This window comes from Sphingobacterium siyangense (genome assembly GCF_007830445.1).
Taxonomy (GTDB): domain Bacteria; phylum Bacteroidota; class Bacteroidia; order Sphingobacteriales; family Sphingobacteriaceae; genus Sphingobacterium; species Sphingobacterium siyangense.
This window is the reverse complement of record NZ_VLKR01000010.1, coordinates 104,267-122,574: the sequence shown is the minus strand read 5'-3', so window position 1 is coordinate 122,574 and position 18,308 is coordinate 104,267. Positions and strand designations below refer to the sequence as shown.

The following is an 18,308-nucleotide window of genomic DNA, read 5'->3' as shown; positions in this document are numbered from 1 at the left end:
TATTAATACATAATCAAAACAGATATGAAAACATTAATCAAGAAAATGATAATTATGGTCTTATTAATCGGCCAGTATACACTCTCAAATGCACAAGTGGCAGGTAAAATCGACAAGTTGAATATGGGAAAAGTTGAACCTTACCAAATGGAGGTCACCTATAACAAAACATCCCATTTGATTTTTCCGGCGGCAATACGTTACGTTGATCTGGGCAGTGATTTTCTGATCGCAGGAAAATCGGAAGACGCAGAAAATGTTCTTCGAATAAAGGCAACAGTTCGTGATTTCGAAGAAGAGACCAATTTCTCGGTAATTACTGAGGATGGGCGATTTTACAATTTCAATGTTCTTTACAACACCTATCCCTCAACCTTGAACTATGACTTGCTGACGATGCAAAAAATCGAAAACAGAGAAAACGGCAATGATGTACTTTTTGAGGAACTTGGCCGCAATTCACCATCATTAGCGGGAATTCTTTTGGAAACTATCTATAATAAGGACAAGAGGATAATCAAACATATCGCATCGAAAAGTTACGGTATACAGCTCCTACTCAAAGGTATCTACATCCACAATGGGAAATATTATTTCCATACTGAACTACGCAACCGCAGTAACGTACCGTTCCAGATCGATTTCATAAGCTTTAAAATCGTTGACAAGAAGATTGCCAAAAGAACAGTCATTCAGGAAAAGCCTTTGACGCCCTTACGTATCTACAAACCTTTGGATGAAATAGCAGGAAACTCAACCGAGAAAAATGTATTTCTGCTAGACCAATTTACGATAAGCGACGACAAGATGCTGATGATCGAGTTTTATGAAAAAAATGGAGGAAGGCATCAAACCCTTCAAATTGAAAATATAGACCTTGTAAACGCCAGGCTCATCAAGGATATACATCTAAAAATTAATTAATCATTCAATTTAGAGACAATGAAAAAGTATATAATTACAATGGCGCTGTTTGTGTTTGCATTATCAGGTGTACAGGCCCAGCGCATGGTGCCCAAACAAAAAGGTTTGGAAATAAATGTGGGAGTATTGTCAGACGACAAGTTAGGCAATGATTATTTTCTGAACCTGGCACTAAATGTTTACGGGAAGAACGGAAACTATTGGTTGTTTGCAGCTGAATACAACCACGAATATGCTACATACGGTACATTGGATATCCCATTGGAAACCTATCTGGGTGAGGCCGGATATAGTCTACAATTGCTGGGAGATGCCCGTAAGATAATCAATCTCAATGTAACGCTTACCGGTGTATTGGGATATGAAACCTTCAACCGAAATGAAAAGCTGCTTTATGATGGTTCTATGATCAAGAATGAGAATGGTTTCGTATATGGAACCGGCGGGCGACTTTCATTGGAGACCTATCTCTCAGATCATTTTGTATTGATCCTGCAAGGAAGGGCTAAAGTATTGTGGGGAACTTCCAGAGACGAGTTCCGTCCTTCAGCGGGTTTAGGTTTGAGGTTTAACTTTTAAATACTTGTAAAATGAAAACAATATTCACAATAGATAAGCTTGAACATCGCAAATTTTTGATGATTTTGATGATGCTATTCTCCTCGATAACTTTTATATCCTGTGAGAAAGACGAGTTGGAAATACAACAGGAATTTCCCTTTGAAGTCAACGTGATGCCTGTTCCTGGTTCTGTGGCCAATGGCCAAACGGTTGAGATACGTGTTACAATCCAGCGTTCAGGAAACTACCAAGATGCGGCATATTACCTAAGGTATTTTCAGTTTGATGGAACAGGTACACTGCGTTATTACAATAACTCACCCTACCTCCCCAATGATTACTACACGATACCGCAAACGCAGTTTCGCCTCTATTATACATCCACATCTTCGGTATCGCAATCCTTTGATGTATGGATATCGGATAACTTTGGAAACGAGAAACAGGTAAGTTTCAAATTTAATACCAGTGATTAAAAAAATAGGTCCCACATTACTGTGGGACTATTTTTTTTCGTAAATTAAACCCATAATTATTCACTTGATTTATGACTCCTGCTTTAATATTAGGTATAATAACTACAGTATCCGGTATCGCCCTTCGATATTGGATTAATAGAAGAAAATTCTACCGAAGAAGTCCTATGGGATCGGAGGCTTTTTCAAGCTATGAAAAATCTGTTATCATCACTTTTTTGGAACGTACAGGAAAGTGGATAGCATATCTATTGATAATTTTCGGGTTATTGTTCTTTTACAGCAATTACAGGCAAAATAAATCGAAAGAACGAATCAGTAAATCTCAAACACAGTAACCTACTAGGTACTGAGAGAACTTGGCAACCCAAATATTGAATCCTTCTTTTTTTATAATATCCAAATCAATATCACCCTTTTTTTTGATGCCCTAAGCTTTGGTCATCGGTATTATTTCTGTATCTCAAACATACTCAGCAGATACCCGTAGAACAAGCGGACATTTATTCTATAAATGGGCTCTAACAATTATTCAAATGCCATTATAGTAGAGAAAATCTTAGCAGTCAGCTGGGCTTTTACTATATTTGCAGCATAAAATATAGAAACTCTTAAAGTGTTTTTACTTTAAGTCTTGGTACTGAAAACTGGTAATTTTTAAGACAACAGGACAAATAGGTAGGAACGCTCACGTTATTGGCGTGGGCGCTCGCTTATTCGTTGTCGGGTATACCAGTGCCTCAGTATCGGTAAGTGTGGTGGCCTGCGCTTTTTTTTGTGCAGACTATCATAGATTAAAGAACTGAAGATATGGTTACTGCAGGAAACATCTACAACTCTCTCAATTATATAACGCTTGGATTGTCAGCGATTATTTTTTGCACTTGCATATTAAATAACATAATTAAAAATGGAGAATTGTTGCCTTTATCTTTTCTTTCTAGTCGTTTACAGAAAGTGATCAAAAGACAGTTATTCCCATCGTCTTACCATCTAAAAAACGATTGTCAAATCATATAAATAAATGGAAAAATGAACAAGAATAACACAATTAGGATAGCACTAATAGATGATCGCGACCTGCTAAGAAAGGGTATTTTCGGCTTTTTAGGAGATTTTGGTTTTCAGTACACATTCGAAGCAGCGAATGGAAAAGAAGCCCTTGATAAAATGAAAACATGCAAAATTCTCCCTGATATATGCGTCGTGGATGTAAATATGCCTGTAATGAACGGCTTTGAAACGGCTGAGAAATTAAAACAGCTTTATCCAGGGGTGAAAATTTTGGCATTCAGTGTAAACGATGCTGAAAAAGATGTATTAGAAATGCTAAAAAGAGGCGTGGACGGATATATCCTCAAAGGTGCCGATCCTGAAGAACTGGAACGAGCCGTGCATGTTATTTATGCAGGCGGAGAATATTATAGTGTAGCTATTAAAGCTATAGTAGAGAAATTTAGAAAACAACATAAAAAAGGCTGATAAGATAATAAATTAGCTTCAGGGAACAGTAGTATTCAAACCATCGGTAATGCCGCGACGTTCTTTTGCTTCTTTTCTTTGGTCGCTATGTGAAAAGAAAAGAAGTCAGCCAGATCAAAAAGGGATAACAAATATCCCTCTAAATTCAGACCGCAACTATATTGGTAAAATGTAATAGCTGGCCGTTGTGCGCTGATTGCATTTTAGCAAAGTGTTGCACCTTTTTTAATGCAAAAAGACTGCCCCGACAACGGAGGGAGTGTCTTTTTGCCGCCCAATTTTTACTATTGGGCGACTGGTATTGGCTGTGACCTAAAATCTTTCAGATTTAGAAAAAAACCCCTATTTTCGGTAAATCCATTACGGAAAAGATTCCACAGCAGGGAACATCCCATTTGAGCCAATGTGGAATTGATAAACAGATCCTGTTTTTCCAAAGCTTCAGCCAATGAACAACTCGGTGTGTTATCTTGTGCTTCGGACTGTTTTAATAATTCACCAAATTCTTCTGTAACAAAAGGGAGATTCTCGACCGTTGCATATTTTTGGGAATTTGGCTGTCTTATTGTTCCAATGGTAGAGAGTAACACCTGACCAGTGTACTGACTATTACCAAAATCCAACCAATAACGCCCCCGATTGATATGTGCATTATTACCGTTCAGTCCTTTTAGCATATCGGCTATTTCAAAGCGAGCATTTACACTATCCACGCAGGTAATAAAAATACTGGCTCCTGCGTTTTCAGGCTGTTTTCCTAAGCAGTCCCTTTCAAATTTTCGGGTTTCTGCTTTCCAGTTTGTTCCCATAAAACGGTTTACACGGTTTATCAATGCAACGGATTTATAAAGCCCCGTTTCACATGGTGCAAAACGTTGTCTTCCGATATTGGCATCGGTAATAATATCATCGTCCCATAAACGTAAATGCAGACCCGTATGACCTAAGGCTACCAAGCTATGATGCATTTCCATTAAAGCAGTCAAAACCTTTGAGCCTGTTCCGCCTGCACCGATGAGGTTTACCGAAATTGGATTAGTCGGGTTTATCAGATAATTGTCGGTAAAATGTACCGTTGCTTTTTCTATGTTCATCACATCAATTCTGTTAAGGTTACTTTGTTCTTTTTTAAAACTTCTTTCGGGAATGCACCTCTATTATTTATCAATTCTTCCCATAGCATCACACAATTTCCCTTTATAGGGTTATAACTGTTCATCAAGTGGCTGAAATAGCTATTGAAGAAATAGTCTTCCCAAGCCTTTGTAAATTCTTCCAATGATGCTGTCTTTTTTATCCTAATGTCAACGTTGCCCATACATACATTTCCATTTTCGTAAACATTAAAAAAGGGCGCGTTATACAGTTTGGTTTTTTCTGTGGGTCTTCTATCAGTCTTGAGAGCAAAAACATAAAGGCTTTGTCTGTTGGCAACCCATAGCAAGGGTGGTACATTTGCTATTCCCTTAGGTATTTCAAGGCTCTGCGAAAAAAACATTTCCCTTTTCATCCCTTTTGTAAACCAAATTGCTTTTCCTTTTATTGCATCAAGGTGAAGCATATTGTTAGAAATTATTCCAGTGGGTTTTAACGTTGGTTCTTTTTCTTGCTTAGCCATTTTCAATGCTTTAGCCAATTGGCTGGCTTCTCTGACAGTCAAAGGATGTGCATTAATGGGCGCACCATTTCTGTCCATATCAAAATATTCTACATACGTATCTTTAGCGCTCCCTTTTGTCTGATAGAATACTAATGCTGATTGGGGGTGGTACAATTTTCCTAAATTCTCTTTTATGTTGTTCATAGCATTTTTAATAATTGTTCAATAGGTAGGTAAGTTCCTCTATAAGGGCAAATAACCGCTTCTCAAATTCAAGCGTTTTATCCGTTACATTGCTTCCGTCAAAACGCTTTATAATTATTGGTTCTTCCATCTGTCCGTATTCCTGCAATTCGTTATTTACAGAATCAAACAGGGTGTCAAATAAATACCCTTTGGTATTGGCACAGAAAGAGACATATTTTTCCATACCAATAATGTTTTCCATATCATCTTCCTCGGCTTCTCCGTTTGGTTTGGCATTTCCAAATACACTTTGGTTTGGAAATTTTGAAGACAGTTCAAAAGCTTCTTTAGCCAGACAATAACAATCTTGGTCAAACTTATCTCTACTTTCAAAGTGTTGGAGACGTTGGGAAAATAAACTTAGATTATGGTGGTTGAAAATCTTTTTTTCCATAAATTCTCCAACCCATTCAGATTGCTTGTATTCGTTCATAAATTGGGCGGTATCTTCATTTTCATCATCAGATAGCACCCAGTCAGCAACCATATCATACATCCAGTATAGATAGCTGCTTTCCTGTCTGTAATAAGGGATGTCAGCGATATGATATAGATAACTGCAAACCGATAAGAGTAAAAGCGAAGCCTGCTTGCGGTTGGGGTTTCTAAGCAATCGGTATAGGGGTAAAACAGGTATATAATAAAGCGTTGCCCCTGTGCTGTATCGCTCTTCGCTTGTGAAATAAGTTCTCTTTCTATCCTGTATTAATTCTATTGCTTCCCATTCTTTCACCCTGTTTTTAAGCTGTTCCTCAGTGTCCCAAAGTGAAAGAGCCATATTATAAGGGAACTCAAAACTTTTAGTCTGCATTGGATTTAATCCATAATGTTCTGCAAGCCTATAAAGAGACTGATAAAAATCTTTTTCTATTTCTCCCGTTTCATTACAGGCCTGTACAGTTTCTGTTTCTTTGAGTTTAGGCAGGAACAGTGTTTTCAGAAAACCATTGGCAACATTGCTGTCGGTACGCTCTGTTGCTTGTCTTTTTTGACTTCGCTTGCATCTTTGGTTCTCTGCATCCAGTTGGCGAAGTCGTTTAACTGGCGGTGCAATTGCTTTTGTTTGGGCTCTTGGGGTAATTTGATTATACCCGATACGATATGTTGTTGCATAAGTCATGTTATTAAAATTTTAGTTTAACCTTTAGTTCCCATTACACTATCAAAACGGTACTGTACCATATCGTCCCTGATTACTGGGGCGGAAATTTTTGCGGTGGTCAATATTGGGTAGGTTGTTGAATAGAAGTTCAATACCGCCTGTACGCTCCATTTTGGTTCGGGGTCAGTAAGTTTGATTTCCTGCCCCTTATCATTTAATATAAATATCCTTTCTAATTGAGTTGCTAATAACATCGTTCTTGATTTTTGTGGTTAAACACTTTGTTCTGTGCCAAAAAGGCTCGGTGTAGAAAACTTGTCTGAAAGTTCGGTTTTGCGTTTTCGGATAGTTTCGGAATGTTCGGGAAAATCTGTAGGGTTTGGCACTTTCATCCATGCTTCACGGAATTTGCCCTCTTTATCCAATTCATCAGCTTTTTGCATGGCTTCACGGAATTTTTTATCCTTGCTTTCTTTCTCTTTCTTCTCTCTGTCCGCATTTTCCTTTTCCATAGCTGATTGCTTTTTGACTTCCTCCATTTGCTTCATAAAAGCTTCCATATCCACCATAAGTCCCGAAACGGCTTGAATAGGTTCTGTAATCTTTAAAAAAAATCCCTCATCGAGTTCCTCTGCTGTCCCTCTGAGATTAAGCGGAGGAATCAGGTTCTTTGCGTTGTCTCCACACGCTTCATTTTGAAGTATTAGGGAAACAATCAGACTGTTTTCTGCTCCCTTTGCTATGGTCAGGTGTAAATCGCCTGTAATATCCATTTGTGCTATCTGATTAAAAAAATTGGCGTTCATTGGTCTTCCTTTTTAAATGTTCTTAATATTGTTCTGTTGTACTATTGAGCCTTATCGAAAATCCAGTCAGCATATATACCCTCTGTGGTAAAATGGTATTCATTGGCTTCAATAGCTTCCTGTACGGCTGTATCTCCTGTCAGGTGTTCGTATGTGTCCCGTAAGCTTTCGTATAGATACCCGTTGAGCTTTTTAAGTGTAATCATTACCCATGTTTCCAGTTTTAGCAGTTCGCTATCAATACGTGAAAAATTCCTGTTGTCATTTCCGTAATAACGCCACTCTAAATCAAGCTGAATGCAGTAATATCTATGTGAAGTTTTTGTACAGGTCGGCACTTCGATTGTTGCATTTTCTATAAGGGCAAGCACACGGCGGTCAATATCGCATGGTATTAAATCCAGTTCCAAATTGGGTATGTGGTTTTTCCATTCCTGCCGTTCTACTGCTTTTAGCATGGCAACCACATTAATACGTGATGAAAAGCAACTTCCGTCACCTTGTGAATAAAATCCTCTAAAGAAAATCTCCTGCGGGCTTGTACGGATGCCCATTGTTGAGCAGATACCTACAAAAAAATCATACTCGTTTTCCCACCAGTTATGGTCGGTATTAATCCCTCTGAATTGTTCCAGTGCTTTTTGACGTGCTTCTGTTTTGATTTCGGTGAACTTGTATAGTGTGATGTTAATATTTTTCATCTTTTTTCTTTTTTTTGCTGTTCCTTTACCGCTGTAAGTTTTTCGTACATATCTTTCCAATACGCTCTCTGTCTTGTATCAAAATCAGAAAAACTACTATCTACGTGTTTGTACTCCTTGTACTGCCTTGTGATTTGTATTGCTTGGTTAAGATTGTCAATCTGAATAGGGCAACCGTTTAAGTCTGTTATTTTCATTGTTGGAAAAGTTAGGGCAACCGATTAGGGATCGATTGCCCTATGATTATTAATTCAATTCAAATACATCTGCACCAATTTTTTGAAATGAGGTACATAATTCAAATGCTTTTTGTGTTTTCAACTGTGCAGTACCGCCCATTACAATAGATTGCAGTTTGGCTTCTCCATCCTTATAATTTCTTACATTCTGATAGTAACCCGTTACGGCATTGTATGCGCCAAACAAAGTTCCTTTTGTTGTCTCCATCTGTTGAGTGTCACTCAACATTGCATAGGCAAAAGCATCTTCCACCGTGTTTTTGAAAACAGTAGAAACTTCATCGTCTGCACCTTTTTTAAGCAAGTCAAAGGTTTCTTTGTTAGGGCAAAGAGCAAGCTGAATAAGTTTTTTTACTTCGTTGTCTGATACTTTTACCTTTACCCAGTTATTGAAAATATCCTCTAACTGATTGCTAAGTGTATTTGCTAACCCCATTACTTTATGAGCGCTTTCCAACCTTTGTTTTGCTCCTGAAGTATGTTTGATACGCACCACATTGCTCATGTTGCGGAGGGAGGCATTAAGGGTATTTTGGCAAACGATACGGATAGGTGTAAAAGCGGCTGTGATACTACCGCTACCATCGTGTGAGGTTGTCAGAAAGATATACTTTTCCGTTACATCGTCACCATTGCCCACACGGATATAATCCGGTAGTTTAGCGGTGATAAATATACGTTCCCCTTGTCCCAATGCCCCTGCGGTCTCGTACAAGATACCATCACCACCACCTACAATAGCATCGAAAAAGTTGAATGCATCACGATTCTGTACAATATGGTAATCTTTGCCCACAACACCCATAACCGCATTATTGTCCGTGCGTATGTTGGCGAAATAGTTCGGAACGTGCAGTTCACTATTACCGATTTCAATACCGTTTGCCGTTTCGATAATGCCCGAACCTTTGGTAAACAGTGGGGATTTTACGACTTCGTAATCTAATCCTGCGTGTTTGATAGCTTCTTCGCTTGTTGGGTACTGCTCCACGATTTGCCCTAAACCGTGCCATGCTTTTTCTTTTACGCTAAAGAATGAATAACGTCCTGTTCTATCGTTGAAATTTAGATTATGTGCCATGATTTTGATATTTAAAAAGTTTAAAAAATGATTGAATACTCGTTGTTAAAATGGTAGGTCGTCTTCGGCTTCCTGTGCGACTATCTTGCTTTTTATAGATTTTGGGGTTTGTTCTTCGCTTCTCTTGCCACCTCCGTGCAGTTTGATATTTGAGGTATGGAAATTCAGTCCTGCGTGTGCTTCTCCGTCATTACCTGTCCACGCTCTTGCGCTTACCCTGCCTGTGAGCTCCACCAGTGTACCCTTTGTGAGTATCTTTGCTACGTTTGAGCCTATCCAGTATGAGCAGTCGAAATAGGTTGTCTGCTCTATGCGTTCTCCCTGCTTGTTGCGATAGCTGTCATTTGTAGCGATTGAAAAGTTTACTACTTGTTTTTCCTGTGACGTTGTGCGTACTTCCGCATCCCTTGTCAGTCTTCCTGTGATGTTCATAATTTCTACTTTTTTGCGTTATTGAATTATTGTTCTTATTTGATTTTTATTTTTTTTGATTTATTCGGCAATGAGAGGAGGTGCTGTTTTCGTTTCACTCTGTTTCCATTTCCAATGCTATATTTTTTCATTTCTGACATTTTTTTTATTCGTCTAAAGAGCCGGAGTATGCTTTGTTTCGTTTCACGAGCATAAAAGGTTAGTGTTTAGCAGCAGCAAGGTTTTGTCAAAAAAATACTACCCCTGGGTGGAGATTATTTTGCAAACCCGGAGGGCTTGACCTTGCTGTTGCGTTAAGGACACGATCATACCTTTGCTCTTGAAATGGGACAAAACCAGCATACCGGTTCTTGAATAAAAAATAATGTGGAAGCCAATGGAAAAGGCATTGAGGAAATGGTAACAGCGTGTAAAAAACTGATGCCAATCACAGTACCAATACAGTTAAGTTCTATTGCCTGAAAGGCAATAGAAACTTGAAAGGGAATGTTGTAGCAGAGTCCGTCAGAGAAAACCTATAAAATTGGTCGGTACCAATAAGCAGTTAAGAAGAAAAGCCAAAAATTCAAGGCATAAAAAAAGCGGGGAATCCCCGCTGTGTATTTATCTGTTATTGTAGTTGTATCATTTTTTGGTAACATCAACAGTAAAAAAATCATCAAGGATATGTAACTGCAATTGTTGGCTTGACGTTTTAGGTTCAAGATATTTTTTCATATCCTCGAAAATTGCTGGAATATCTTTGAGATCCTCATCAGTATAAATCATAGAAAATATCCCGTGTTTTTTGAAGTAGTTTTTGTGCTTAGCCATTTCTTTTTCAAAATTAGCCTGAGCTTTTTCGTTAATAGCCTTCTGGGTCATTCCTTTGGTTCCTGTTAGCTGCCCGTGAGTAGACCATGGAGAAAGTTCAAAACCAATTTTGTTCAGGTCATTAGGTTCAATTATGGTAAAGTCCAATCTGTATTTATGGGCAACATCTATACCTTCATATCTAAACTCAGGAATGAGCAACGGTATGTTTTCAGGTCTTGCATGATTAAGCACGTAATCTCTGTAAAGTTCTCCTAGTTGCATTTCATAAGTAGAACCAGAATTTCGTACAATTACATTGACAAAAAAATTGAGATACTCCGGAATATCCCTAAAGGTAATCTTGTCATTTTTCCCAGGGATTACAAAGCCAGTTTCCATAATATGTCCAATTGACCAATATGGTTTCTTGAAATGGCGAATTTCACTTTTATCATTTTCCCAGAATCCATTTACGAATCTTGGAGTAATTAAGATGCCATAATTTGCATTGTTCTGTCCAATATAGATCTCAGCATCCTCAATCGAGGGCCTTTTCTTTGAAAGAGCTTCATAATTTCTAAGATATGTCCGGCGTAGGAACAACATGAGATATTCTTTGAATACTTTATGTGTCTGTAATAGACTGTAGGTTTCGTAAATCATTGAACCGCCCTCAGCAGTGATGTGACGGTCTAGTAAGGTCTGTTTATAACCCTGTAACCACAAACTGATAAAATGTTCGGACGAAGTTATAACGTCGTTTTGTATGTCAATATACTCATCAAATTTACCACCAATTTTACCGTGCAGAGAATGTACATTGGTAAAACCTGTTTTCTTTAGTACTGCCGGCAAAAGAGTGTTCATTTCTTCGGTAAGCTGGTTAATAATTCTATTTCTTGCTGTTAATTCAGGATTTCTTTTAGCCATATTTTAGTTAATAATTTAATTTATTCTCGATGGCACTCAATAAGGTAATTATTGTGATTCACCTAAGTAAAAATAATAAATTAATACCTATTGGACGATAATTTAGGAGTAAGAAAGCAACAAAATGCGATTGTAATAAATAGACCATTTGATAGCCAAATTGTGCCTCTCAAAGACAAAATACACCCTAGCATCAGGATTAATACGGGAGCTTCATAGTTTAGATTTCTAAACAAACTATTGATGTGTATGGAAGAGAAACCAAAACCTATTGGAATAGTTTCAGAGAAGTTTCAAAAACTGGTAAAAGATAAGATAAAAGGCATTAATGACAAAGAAAGCTATGAGGTTTTGCTATTTCTTAAACGACTGGCAAGAATAGTGGTGAATAAATATTTAGAGAAATGAATATGAGAGCAGATGCTATAGCAGATCTGTATGTGCGTGTGAGTACGGATGAGCAGGCAGATAAGGGATACTCGCAACGTAACCAGGAGGAGATGTTGCAAAAATATTGTATGAATCATTCTATTGAGGTTCGAAATATCATATATGAGGACCATTCGGCAAAATCTTTTAATAGACCGGAATGGAAAAAATTACTTCAAAATCTAAAGAAACATAGAAAGAGTGTGGACCTTATTCTATTTACAAAATGGGATAGATTTAGTAGAAATGCGGGAGATGCCTACCAGATGATAAATCAGTTGCGTGATTTAAATGTTGAACCGCAAGCGATCGAGCAACCGCTAGATCTGTCGATTCCTGAAAATAAGATGATGTTGGCCTTTTATCTGGCAGCTCCCGAAGTAGAAAATGATCGTAGGGCACTGAATGTGTTCTACGGAATGAGAAGGGCAAAAAAGGAAGGAAGATATATGGGGCTGGCACCTCTAGGTTATAAAAATAAGATAGATGATGGTGGAAATAAATATATCACACCTAAAGAACCGGACACATCCATTTTACAGTGGGCTTTTCAGCAACTTTCAGAAGGTGTTTACAATACGGAGCAGATTTGGAAAAAATCAAAAGAAAAAGGTCTTAAATGCTGTAAAAATACATTCTGGCAAGTGATTAGAAACCCGGTTTATTGTGGTAAAATTTTTATTCCTGCCTTTAAAGATGAGGAAAGCTATTTTGTAGAAGGACAGCATGAAGGTATTATAAGTGACGATCTGTTTTACAGGGTTCAGGATATTTTAGATGGCCGTGGAAGAAAGTACCGAACTAAAATGGAAACACGTGATGAATTTCCTCTGAGAGGATTTGTTATATGCCCTAAATGCGGTAGGCTATTAACGGGTAGTAAATCTAAAGGGCGTAACAGATACTATACCTATTACCATTGTTTTAAAGGGTGCTCTTATCGCATCAATACTGATAAGTTATTTGGTTTCTTTCAAGCTGAGCTACAGCGGTATGTTCCAAAAAAAGAAACTGTTGAAATTTATAGAAAAATATTGGAGGATACTTATCTTGAATTGACAAAGGATATACAGCTCGCAAAAAAGCAGACTCTTTCTCAACTGCAGGACTATGAAAATAGAATGTCGCATATTAGGAATTTATTGGCGACAGAAAAGATAGAGGCATCAGACTACCATGAAATTAAAGGCCAATATGTGGGGGCTATAGAACAACTGAATGACAAGCTGGTGTTGTTAAGTAATAAAGTGCCAGAAATGGATGGATTGATGCAGCAAGACATAAAAAGTTTATTACTCATCGACAGGGTCTTGGCGAACGCCGATAGCAAAGATTCACGTGCCATAATAAACTTGCTGTTTCCAGAGAAGTTAACCTTTGGGGATAATGGTTTTGCTTTGACAAAGCCAAATGATCTACTAAAGTTAAGTTACCAATATAATATAAGTCTTTAATGTTTGATTAACCATCAAAAAAACAGCCTGTTTTCGAGTAATAAAATTCGCAAATCTCTGACAGGATTGTAAGAGATTAAACACCTACAAGCTAGGTGTTTTTTTTTGCATTATTTTATAACAAAATATCCAAAAACACTGAATAGTAAGTGATTATATCCGTAAAAAGCTGTAAATTTAGTGCCACATAAAGCCAACTGAAGCCATAAGAAGACAATATTCTTTCGGCTTATACAAAGTGGTTACGCAGGAAGGCAAGTGGAGCAAATTAAACGATAATTTTTAAGATATAATTTTTGAAAAATGGGATATATAGCAGACTTATATATTCGGGTAAGTACCGATGAACAGGCAGATAAAGGATATTCGCAAAGACATCAGGAAGAGATGTTACGTAAATATTGCAACAATCAGTCTATAACAGTCCGAAATGTAATTTACGAAGATCATTCTGCGAAGTCATTCAATAGGCCAGAATGGAAAAGTCTTATCCAAAGCTTAAAAAAGAAAAAGAACACAGTCAATTTGATCTTGTTTACTAAGTGGGATCGCTTTAGTCGTAATGCTGGAGACGCTTATCAAATGATCAACGTCTTACGTAAGCTTGGAGTGGAGCCCCAGGCTATTGAACAGCCATTAGATCTTTCTATACCGGAAAATAAGATGATGCTGGCTTTCTACCTTGCTGCGCCAGAGGTAGAAAACGATAGAAGAGCGTTGAATGTCTTTTATGGCATGAGGAGGGCAAAGAAAGAGGGCCGATATATGGGACTGGCTCCAGTAGCTTATGAAAATAAGACAGAAGAGAATGGGAAAAAATACATTTCTCCAAAAGAACCTGAAGCTTCAATTTTAAAATGGGCATTTCAGGAGATTTCTAAGTCGGTGTTTAACACTGAACAAATCTGGAAAATGGCAAAAGTAAAAGGCCTGACATGCAGTAAAAATGCGTTTTGGCAAGTGATTAGAAATCCTCTTTATTGCGGTAAAATATTTGTTCCACAATTTAAAGACGAAGAGAGCAAGTTTGTACCAGGCCAGCATAAAGCGATAATCACTGAATCGCTTTATTATGAGGTACAAAATATCTTGGATGGACGTAGTAGAAACTATAGGCCGAAGATAAAAACACACGATGAATTTCCTATGAGAGGTTTTTTGGTATGCCCTGAATGTGAAAAATTATTGACTGGAAGTAAATCTAAAGGGAGAAATAAATACTATGCGTACTATCATTGTGTAGGAGGCTGCTCACATCGTGTAAATGCAGAAAAAGTCAACAATGTAATTTTAGAGGATTTGAAGAATTTTATACCTCAAATTGGAGACCCAGTATATTATAACGAGATTATTTCTCAAAATTATTTAGAACAGTCTGGTGAGGTTCAATCTGAGAAAAAGCAAATTTTAGTAGACATTAAGGATTATGAAGAGCGTCTTTCCCATTCAAGAGATCTTTTGGCAACACGACAAATTGATGCTGATGATTATAGAGAAATGAAATCGCAGTATACAAACAAAATTTCCAATCTTGAGGCACAATTAACTAGGGTTAACCATGACGTTGATGATGTACAAAACCTTATAAAACAGGCTATTGACAGAATAACAGAGATCAATTCTGCGATAAGAGATGAATGTTTAGGGGATATAAGAAAAGATTTTGGTTCAATTTATCCCGAAAATATCGTTTTTTGTGAAAGCGAAGTTCGAACCACAAGACGCAATGAATTTATAGAGCACATAAACTTGATTAACAGAAAGTTACGGCTAAAAAAAAACGGGACAAAAGTAGAATTTTCTACTTTGTCCCGTGAAGTCGGGGTGGCAGGATTCGAACCTACGACCTCCACATCCCAAATGTGGCGCGATACCGGGCTACGCTACACCCCGAAAAGGTATCACCTTTGTTTTGTGTGGCACAAATATACGCTTCTTACAAATTATTTGCAAATGAAAAACATAAAATAAAACTAACAAGTTGTTACATTGCGACATACTCTTTGCCCTGACGATACATAGCTCTCCTTTATACATCAAATCCAATGCTATTTCGAATAGCTGTTACTTCGATAAAACGCCTACCTGTCAATCATAATCTTTTTGACCTCTCAACTGTAGCCTGTTCGAATATGAACATGAAGTGTTCGAATCCAAACACTTTAACCACAAAAAGAAAGAATACAATCTATTGACTAAAAACACTTTATCCCTTTGGCCGCTTTTTTGAAATTGACTCATTGCACATTTTTTCAAAAATAGAAATCAACCTATCCTTCAACGGGATTGATTACCATAAGTTCAGAATGAACACTTATAACAAAAAGTATGATAAAGACCTATTTCCAAATCGCCTGGAGAAACCTTATTAAGAACAAGGTTTTTTCCTTTATCAATATCCTTGGCTTAACAATAGGCATCACCGTCTGCGCAATGATATTCCTGTTTATCGCCAATCAGTTTAGCTTTGACAAGTTTCACAGCCAAGGTGACCGGATCTATCGGGTCATGCGTGGCTTTGACAACACCAAAGACCGCGCTCCTTATTTATCTGCACCCTATGCCACCGCCTTAATAACCGATTATCCGGATGATATCAAAAAAGCTGTACGGGTAATGCCTGCCAATGGGTTATTCTCTTTTGGCAATATCGCATTCAATGAAAAGAAACTCTTTATTGCAGATGACGATTTCTTTGAACTATTTAGTTTTCCGCTCATCAAGGGAAATCCAATGACTGTTTTAAAAAATCCAACAAGTGTTGTATTAACGGAAAAAACTGCGAAAAAATATTTTGGAGATGAGAATCCCATCGGTAAAATACTACAGCTTGATAAAACGAAACAATTAACCGTTACCGGGATTGCAAAAGATCTTCCGGTCAATTCGCATCTGGAATTTGATCTTATCATTCCATTATCCAATTATATCAATACCGAACCGTTCAAAGCTTGGCAAAACAACAATTTATTCACTTACATCCTACTTGACGAACATAAAGATGTTAGGCAACTGGAAAAGCAATTTCCCGATTTCATGAATAGGCATATGAAAGCAGTTTCTACCAATATGGGTATCCATTTTGATCTTGCCCTTACACCGCTAAAAGATGTCTATCTTGAATCCCACAGCGCATTTGACAGCGCAAAACATGGTGACAAGAAAGTTATTTACATTTTTCTCTCCATCGCCATCCTTATATTGATTATCGCCTGCATCAATTTCATGAATCTCTCGACAATACGTGCAGTTGACCGATCAAAAGAAGTTGGTTTAAGAAAGGTACTTGGAGCACAACGTCTTCAATTAATGGGGCAGTTTATCGGAGAATCCATTTTATTAACCACCATATCCTGCATACTCGCCATATGTCTACTGCAACTACTCATGCCTGTATATAATCAACTATTGGGATACACCCTAACGGTCCCATGGAATTCATGGCCAATCTATATTTTTTTGATTGCAATTATTGTCATAGTAGGGCTGTTAGCCGGAAGTTACCCTGCCTTATACCTTTCAACCTTCTCCCCTATACAGGCATTAAAAGGTAAATTGCGCTTGGGCAAGGGCGGCACACTGTTCCGACATACGCTGGTTGTGTTCCAATTCAGCATATCCATTTTACTTATCATCGGTACACTGATTATCTCCAAGCAGATGAAATATGTGAAAGAACTAGGACTCGGCTACGACAACCAACAGACTGTGGTTATTCCAATAGACAATGAAGAACTGTACAACAACCTTCGTACATTCAAAAACGAATTATCTGTGAGCAGTGATATTGCATCGGTCTCCTTTATGTCGGGTGAACCAGGAGGCTTCTTCGATAGCCATACGTTTGAAGTGGAGAGTAAAAATGGGGAGAAGTGGAGATCAAGGACGGAATTCACCGATTTCGACTATGTAAGCACGCTAAACCTCAAAATAATTGCAGGCCGAAACTTTTCAGCGCAATACCCCACCGACTCCACTAGCGCTGTATTAGTTAACCGTACTGCAACATCGATGCTCGGATTTACCCCCGAACAGGCCATTGGAAAATGGATAAAAAATACGATCCGCGATCAATCCCCCAGAAAAATCATTGGTGTAATAGATGATTTTAACTTCCTATCTCTAAAAGAAAACATGGATGCATTAGTTATTGCCCCTTCTGATGATCTAAGGGTAGCCCTCATTCGCTTAAACACAAAAGATTTCCCTGTAGCGCTAAAAACTATTAAAACTGCATTTGGGAAAGTAGCTCCTTTATACCCTTTTGAATACAGCTTTTTGGACCAGAAATTCGACACGCTATACAAAACCGATCTTAGGCAACAACGTATACTCAGTCTTTTTTCCGGATTAGCTATATTTATCGCTTGCCTGGGCCTATATGGTTTAGCCTCTTTTACGGCCGCCAAACGAAACAAAGAGATTGGAATCCGAAAAGTGCTGGGCGCTTCGGTATCGGGCGTTACTACTTTATTGTCCAGAGATTTTATAAAACCCGTATTAGTTGCCTTGATAATTGCCTCGCCGATTGCCTGGCTAGTGATGAACAAATGGTTGGAAGACTTTGCCTACCGCATCCAAATCCAATGGTGGATGTTTGTGCTCGCAGGACTGGTAACAATAGGTATCGCATTGATTACGGTAAGCTGGCAGGCCATTCGAGCAGCCGTAGCTAATCCTGTAAACAGCTTGCGGGACGAATAAAAGGAAGGAAACAAAAAAAGCTCTAACGTTCGTTAGAGCTTTTAAGTCGGGGTGGCAGGATTCGAACCTACGACCTCCACATCCCAAATGTGGCGCGATACCGGGCTACGCTACACCCCGAAAAGGTATCACCTTTGTTTTGTGTGGCACAAATATCGAATCATTTTTTGACTTTGTCAACACCCTGCAGAAAATTAATCACTAAATAGCTGATTGATTGCACAATATTTTTACACAAAGCACATATTCTATTGAATTTAGTAATTAAAAACCCTCTCCATATAGCCTACAAAGGAATATTCAAAATATCTTTAGATTATCCATTTCATTTTCATATCTTTGCATC

Annotated in this window: 17 protein-coding genes, 2 tRNA genes and 1 pseudogene; 8 read left to right on the top strand and 12 right to left on the bottom strand. The window is 38.0% G+C overall.

Translation table 11 applies throughout. The features are described 5' to 3' along the window. Window positions 1-24 precede the first annotated feature (24 nt). From traN to IQ31_RS10975, 4 genes are all read left to right on the top strand, one after another. A complete protein-coding gene (gene traN / locus IQ31_RS10995) occupies window positions 25-924 on the top strand; it encodes a conjugative transposon protein TraN (protein WP_145327983.1) in 900 nt (299 codons plus the stop codon). An 18-nt stretch (window positions 925-942) separates the two neighbouring features. Next, the gene (locus IQ31_RS10990) at window positions 943-1,503 is read left to right on the top strand and encodes a conjugal transfer protein TraO (RefSeq protein WP_145327982.1); all 561 of its coding nucleotides are present in this window, start codon (window positions 943-945) and stop codon (window positions 1,501-1,503) included. Window positions 1,504-1,514: 11 nt separating this feature from the next. After that, on the top strand, window positions 1,515-1,961 hold the full coding sequence (locus tag IQ31_RS10985; protein WP_145327981.1) for a DUF3872 domain-containing protein: 447 nt from the start codon (window positions 1,515-1,517) through the stop codon (window positions 1,959-1,961). A 1,032-nt stretch (window positions 1,962-2,993) separates the two neighbouring features. Next, window positions 2,994-3,443, top strand: coding sequence for a response regulator (locus IQ31_RS10975; protein WP_145327979.1), 450 nt, complete (start codon window positions 2,994-2,996; stop codon window positions 3,441-3,443). 284 nt (window positions 3,444-3,727) lie between these two features. Here the strand turns inward: IQ31_RS10975 and IQ31_RS10970 are convergent, their stop codons facing one another. From IQ31_RS10970 to IQ31_RS10920, 10 genes are all read right to left on the bottom strand, one after another. Beyond that, entirely contained in the window at window positions 3,728-4,537 is an 810-nt protein-coding gene (locus tag IQ31_RS10970) for a PRTRC system ThiF family protein (RefSeq protein WP_145327978.1), read from the bottom strand. Beyond that, window positions 4,537-5,247 carry a PRTRC system protein B gene (locus tag IQ31_RS10965; protein ID WP_145327977.1) on the bottom strand — a complete coding sequence of 237 codons (711 nt, stop codon included), beginning with the start codon at window positions 5,245-5,247 and terminating at the stop codon, window positions 4,537-4,539. Before IQ31_RS10965 ends, IQ31_RS10970 begins: the two co-directional genes overlap by 1 nt. Before the next feature lie 7 nt (window positions 5,248-5,254). Continuing rightward, a complete protein-coding gene (locus IQ31_RS10960; protein ID WP_145327976.1) occupies window positions 5,255-6,409 on the bottom strand; it encodes a hypothetical protein in 1,155 nt (384 codons plus the stop codon). A 17-nt stretch (window positions 6,410-6,426) separates the two neighbouring features. Further along, entirely contained in the window at window positions 6,427-6,645 is a 219-nt protein-coding gene (locus IQ31_RS10955; protein ID WP_145327975.1) for a PRTRC system protein C, read from the bottom strand. Window positions 6,646-6,663: 18 nt separating this feature from the next. Beyond that, complete coding sequence (locus tag IQ31_RS10950; protein WP_145327974.1) at window positions 6,664-7,197, bottom strand: PRTRC system protein E; 534 nt, start codon at window positions 7,195-7,197, stop codon at window positions 6,664-6,666. Between the two features lie 41 nt (window positions 7,198-7,238). Then, window positions 7,239-7,898 carry a hypothetical protein gene (locus tag IQ31_RS10945; RefSeq protein ID WP_145327973.1) on the bottom strand — a complete coding sequence of 220 codons (660 nt, stop codon included), beginning with the start codon at window positions 7,896-7,898 and terminating at the stop codon, window positions 7,239-7,241. Then, the gene (locus IQ31_RS10940) at window positions 7,895-8,095 is read right to left on the bottom strand and encodes a hypothetical protein (protein ID WP_145327972.1); all 201 of its coding nucleotides are present in this window, start codon (window positions 8,093-8,095) and stop codon (window positions 7,895-7,897) included. The genes IQ31_RS10945 and IQ31_RS10940 overlap by 4 nt, the downstream gene beginning before the upstream one ends. Window positions 8,096-8,144: 49 nt before the next feature. Continuing rightward, window positions 8,145-9,218 (bottom strand): DUF932 domain-containing protein, encoded by a 1,074-nt coding sequence (locus IQ31_RS10935; protein ID WP_145327971.1) that lies wholly within the window; start codon window positions 9,216-9,218, stop codon window positions 8,145-8,147. Between the two features lie 45 nt (window positions 9,219-9,263). Further along, on the bottom strand, window positions 9,264-9,650 hold the full coding sequence (locus IQ31_RS10930; protein WP_145327970.1) for a single-stranded DNA-binding protein: 387 nt from the start codon (window positions 9,648-9,650) through the stop codon (window positions 9,264-9,266). A 624-nt stretch (window positions 9,651-10,274) separates the two neighbouring features. Further along, window positions 10,275-11,375, bottom strand: coding sequence for a hypothetical protein (locus IQ31_RS10920; protein ID WP_145327969.1), 1,101 nt, complete (start codon window positions 11,373-11,375; stop codon window positions 10,275-10,277). Window positions 11,376-11,624: 249 nt separating this feature from the next. On the opposite strand from IQ31_RS10920, the gene IQ31_RS27330 reads away from it, so the two are divergent. The 3 genes and pseudogenes from IQ31_RS27330 to IQ31_RS27875 form a co-directional block, all read left to right on the top strand. After that, the gene (locus tag IQ31_RS27330; protein ID WP_158638857.1) at window positions 11,625-11,783 is read left to right on the top strand and encodes a hypothetical protein; all 159 of its coding nucleotides are present in this window, start codon (window positions 11,625-11,627) and stop codon (window positions 11,781-11,783) included. Continuing rightward, window positions 11,780-13,258 carry a recombinase family protein gene (locus tag IQ31_RS10915; protein ID WP_145327968.1) on the top strand — a complete coding sequence of 493 codons (1,479 nt, stop codon included), beginning with the start codon at window positions 11,780-11,782 and terminating at the stop codon, window positions 13,256-13,258. The genes IQ31_RS27330 and IQ31_RS10915 overlap by 4 nt, the downstream gene beginning before the upstream one ends. Before the next feature lie 303 nt (window positions 13,259-13,561). Continuing rightward, a pseudogene (locus tag IQ31_RS27875) lies at window positions 13,562-14,551 on the top strand (recombinase family protein); the annotation flags it as partial. A gap of 526 nt (window positions 14,552-15,077) precedes the next feature. On the opposite strand, the gene IQ31_RS10905 reads toward IQ31_RS27875, so the two are convergent. Next, window positions 15,078-15,151: transfer RNA gene (locus tag IQ31_RS10905), tRNA-Pro, on the bottom strand. A 435-nt stretch (window positions 15,152-15,586) separates the two neighbouring features. Here IQ31_RS10905 and IQ31_RS10900 point away from each other — a divergent pair. Then, window positions 15,587-17,962, top strand: a complete 2,376-nt coding sequence (locus IQ31_RS10900; protein ID WP_145327967.1) for an ABC transporter permease — start codon at window positions 15,587-15,589, stop codon at window positions 17,960-17,962. 46 nt (window positions 17,963-18,008) lie between these two features. Here the strand turns inward: IQ31_RS10900 and IQ31_RS10895 are convergent. After that, window positions 18,009-18,082, bottom strand: a tRNA-Pro gene (locus IQ31_RS10895). Window positions 18,083-18,308 lie beyond the last annotated feature (226 nt).

Coding starts and splice junctions, on each gene's coding strand:
- traN (WP_145327983.1), top strand. CDS start 25: ATGAAAACATTAATCAAGAAAATGATAATTATGGTCTTATTAATCGGC.
- IQ31_RS10990 (WP_145327982.1), top strand. CDS start 943: ATGAAAAAGTATATAATTACAATGGCGCTGTTTGTGTTTGCATTATCA.
- IQ31_RS10985 (WP_145327981.1), top strand. CDS start 1,515: ATGAAAACAATATTCACAATAGATAAGCTTGAACATCGCAAATTTTTG.
- IQ31_RS10975 (WP_145327979.1), top strand. CDS start 2,994: ATGAACAAGAATAACACAATTAGGATAGCACTAATAGATGATCGCGAC.
- IQ31_RS10970 (WP_145327978.1), bottom strand. CDS start 4,537: ATGAACATAGAAAAAGCAACGGTACATTTTACCGACAATTATCTGATA.
- IQ31_RS10965 (WP_145327977.1), bottom strand. CDS start 5,247: ATGAACAACATAAAAGAGAATTTAGGAAAATTGTACCACCCCCAATCA.
- IQ31_RS10960 (WP_145327976.1), bottom strand. CDS start 6,409: ATGACTTATGCAACAACATATCGTATCGGGTATAATCAAATTACCCCA.
- IQ31_RS10955 (WP_145327975.1), bottom strand. CDS start 6,645: ATGTTATTAGCAACTCAATTAGAAAGGATATTTATATTAAATGATAAG.
- IQ31_RS10950 (WP_145327974.1), bottom strand. CDS start 7,197: ATGAACGCCAATTTTTTTAATCAGATAGCACAAATGGATATTACAGGC.
- IQ31_RS10945 (WP_145327973.1), bottom strand. CDS start 7,898: ATGAAAAATATTAACATCACACTATACAAGTTCACCGAAATCAAAACA.
- IQ31_RS10940 (WP_145327972.1), bottom strand. CDS start 8,095: ATGAAAATAACAGACTTAAACGGTTGCCCTATTCAGATTGACAATCTT.
- IQ31_RS10935 (WP_145327971.1), bottom strand. CDS start 9,218: ATGGCACATAATCTAAATTTCAACGATAGAACAGGACGTTATTCATTC.
- IQ31_RS10930 (WP_145327970.1), bottom strand. CDS start 9,650: ATGAACATCACAGGAAGACTGACAAGGGATGCGGAAGTACGCACAACG.
- IQ31_RS10920 (WP_145327969.1), bottom strand. CDS start 11,375: ATGGCTAAAAGAAATCCTGAATTAACAGCAAGAAATAGAATTATTAAC.
- IQ31_RS27330 (WP_158638857.1), top strand. CDS start 11,625: ATGGAAGAGAAACCAAAACCTATTGGAATAGTTTCAGAGAAGTTTCAA.
- IQ31_RS10915 (WP_145327968.1), top strand. CDS start 11,780: ATGAATATGAGAGCAGATGCTATAGCAGATCTGTATGTGCGTGTGAGT.
- IQ31_RS10900 (WP_145327967.1), top strand. CDS start 15,587: ATGATAAAGACCTATTTCCAAATCGCCTGGAGAAACCTTATTAAGAAC.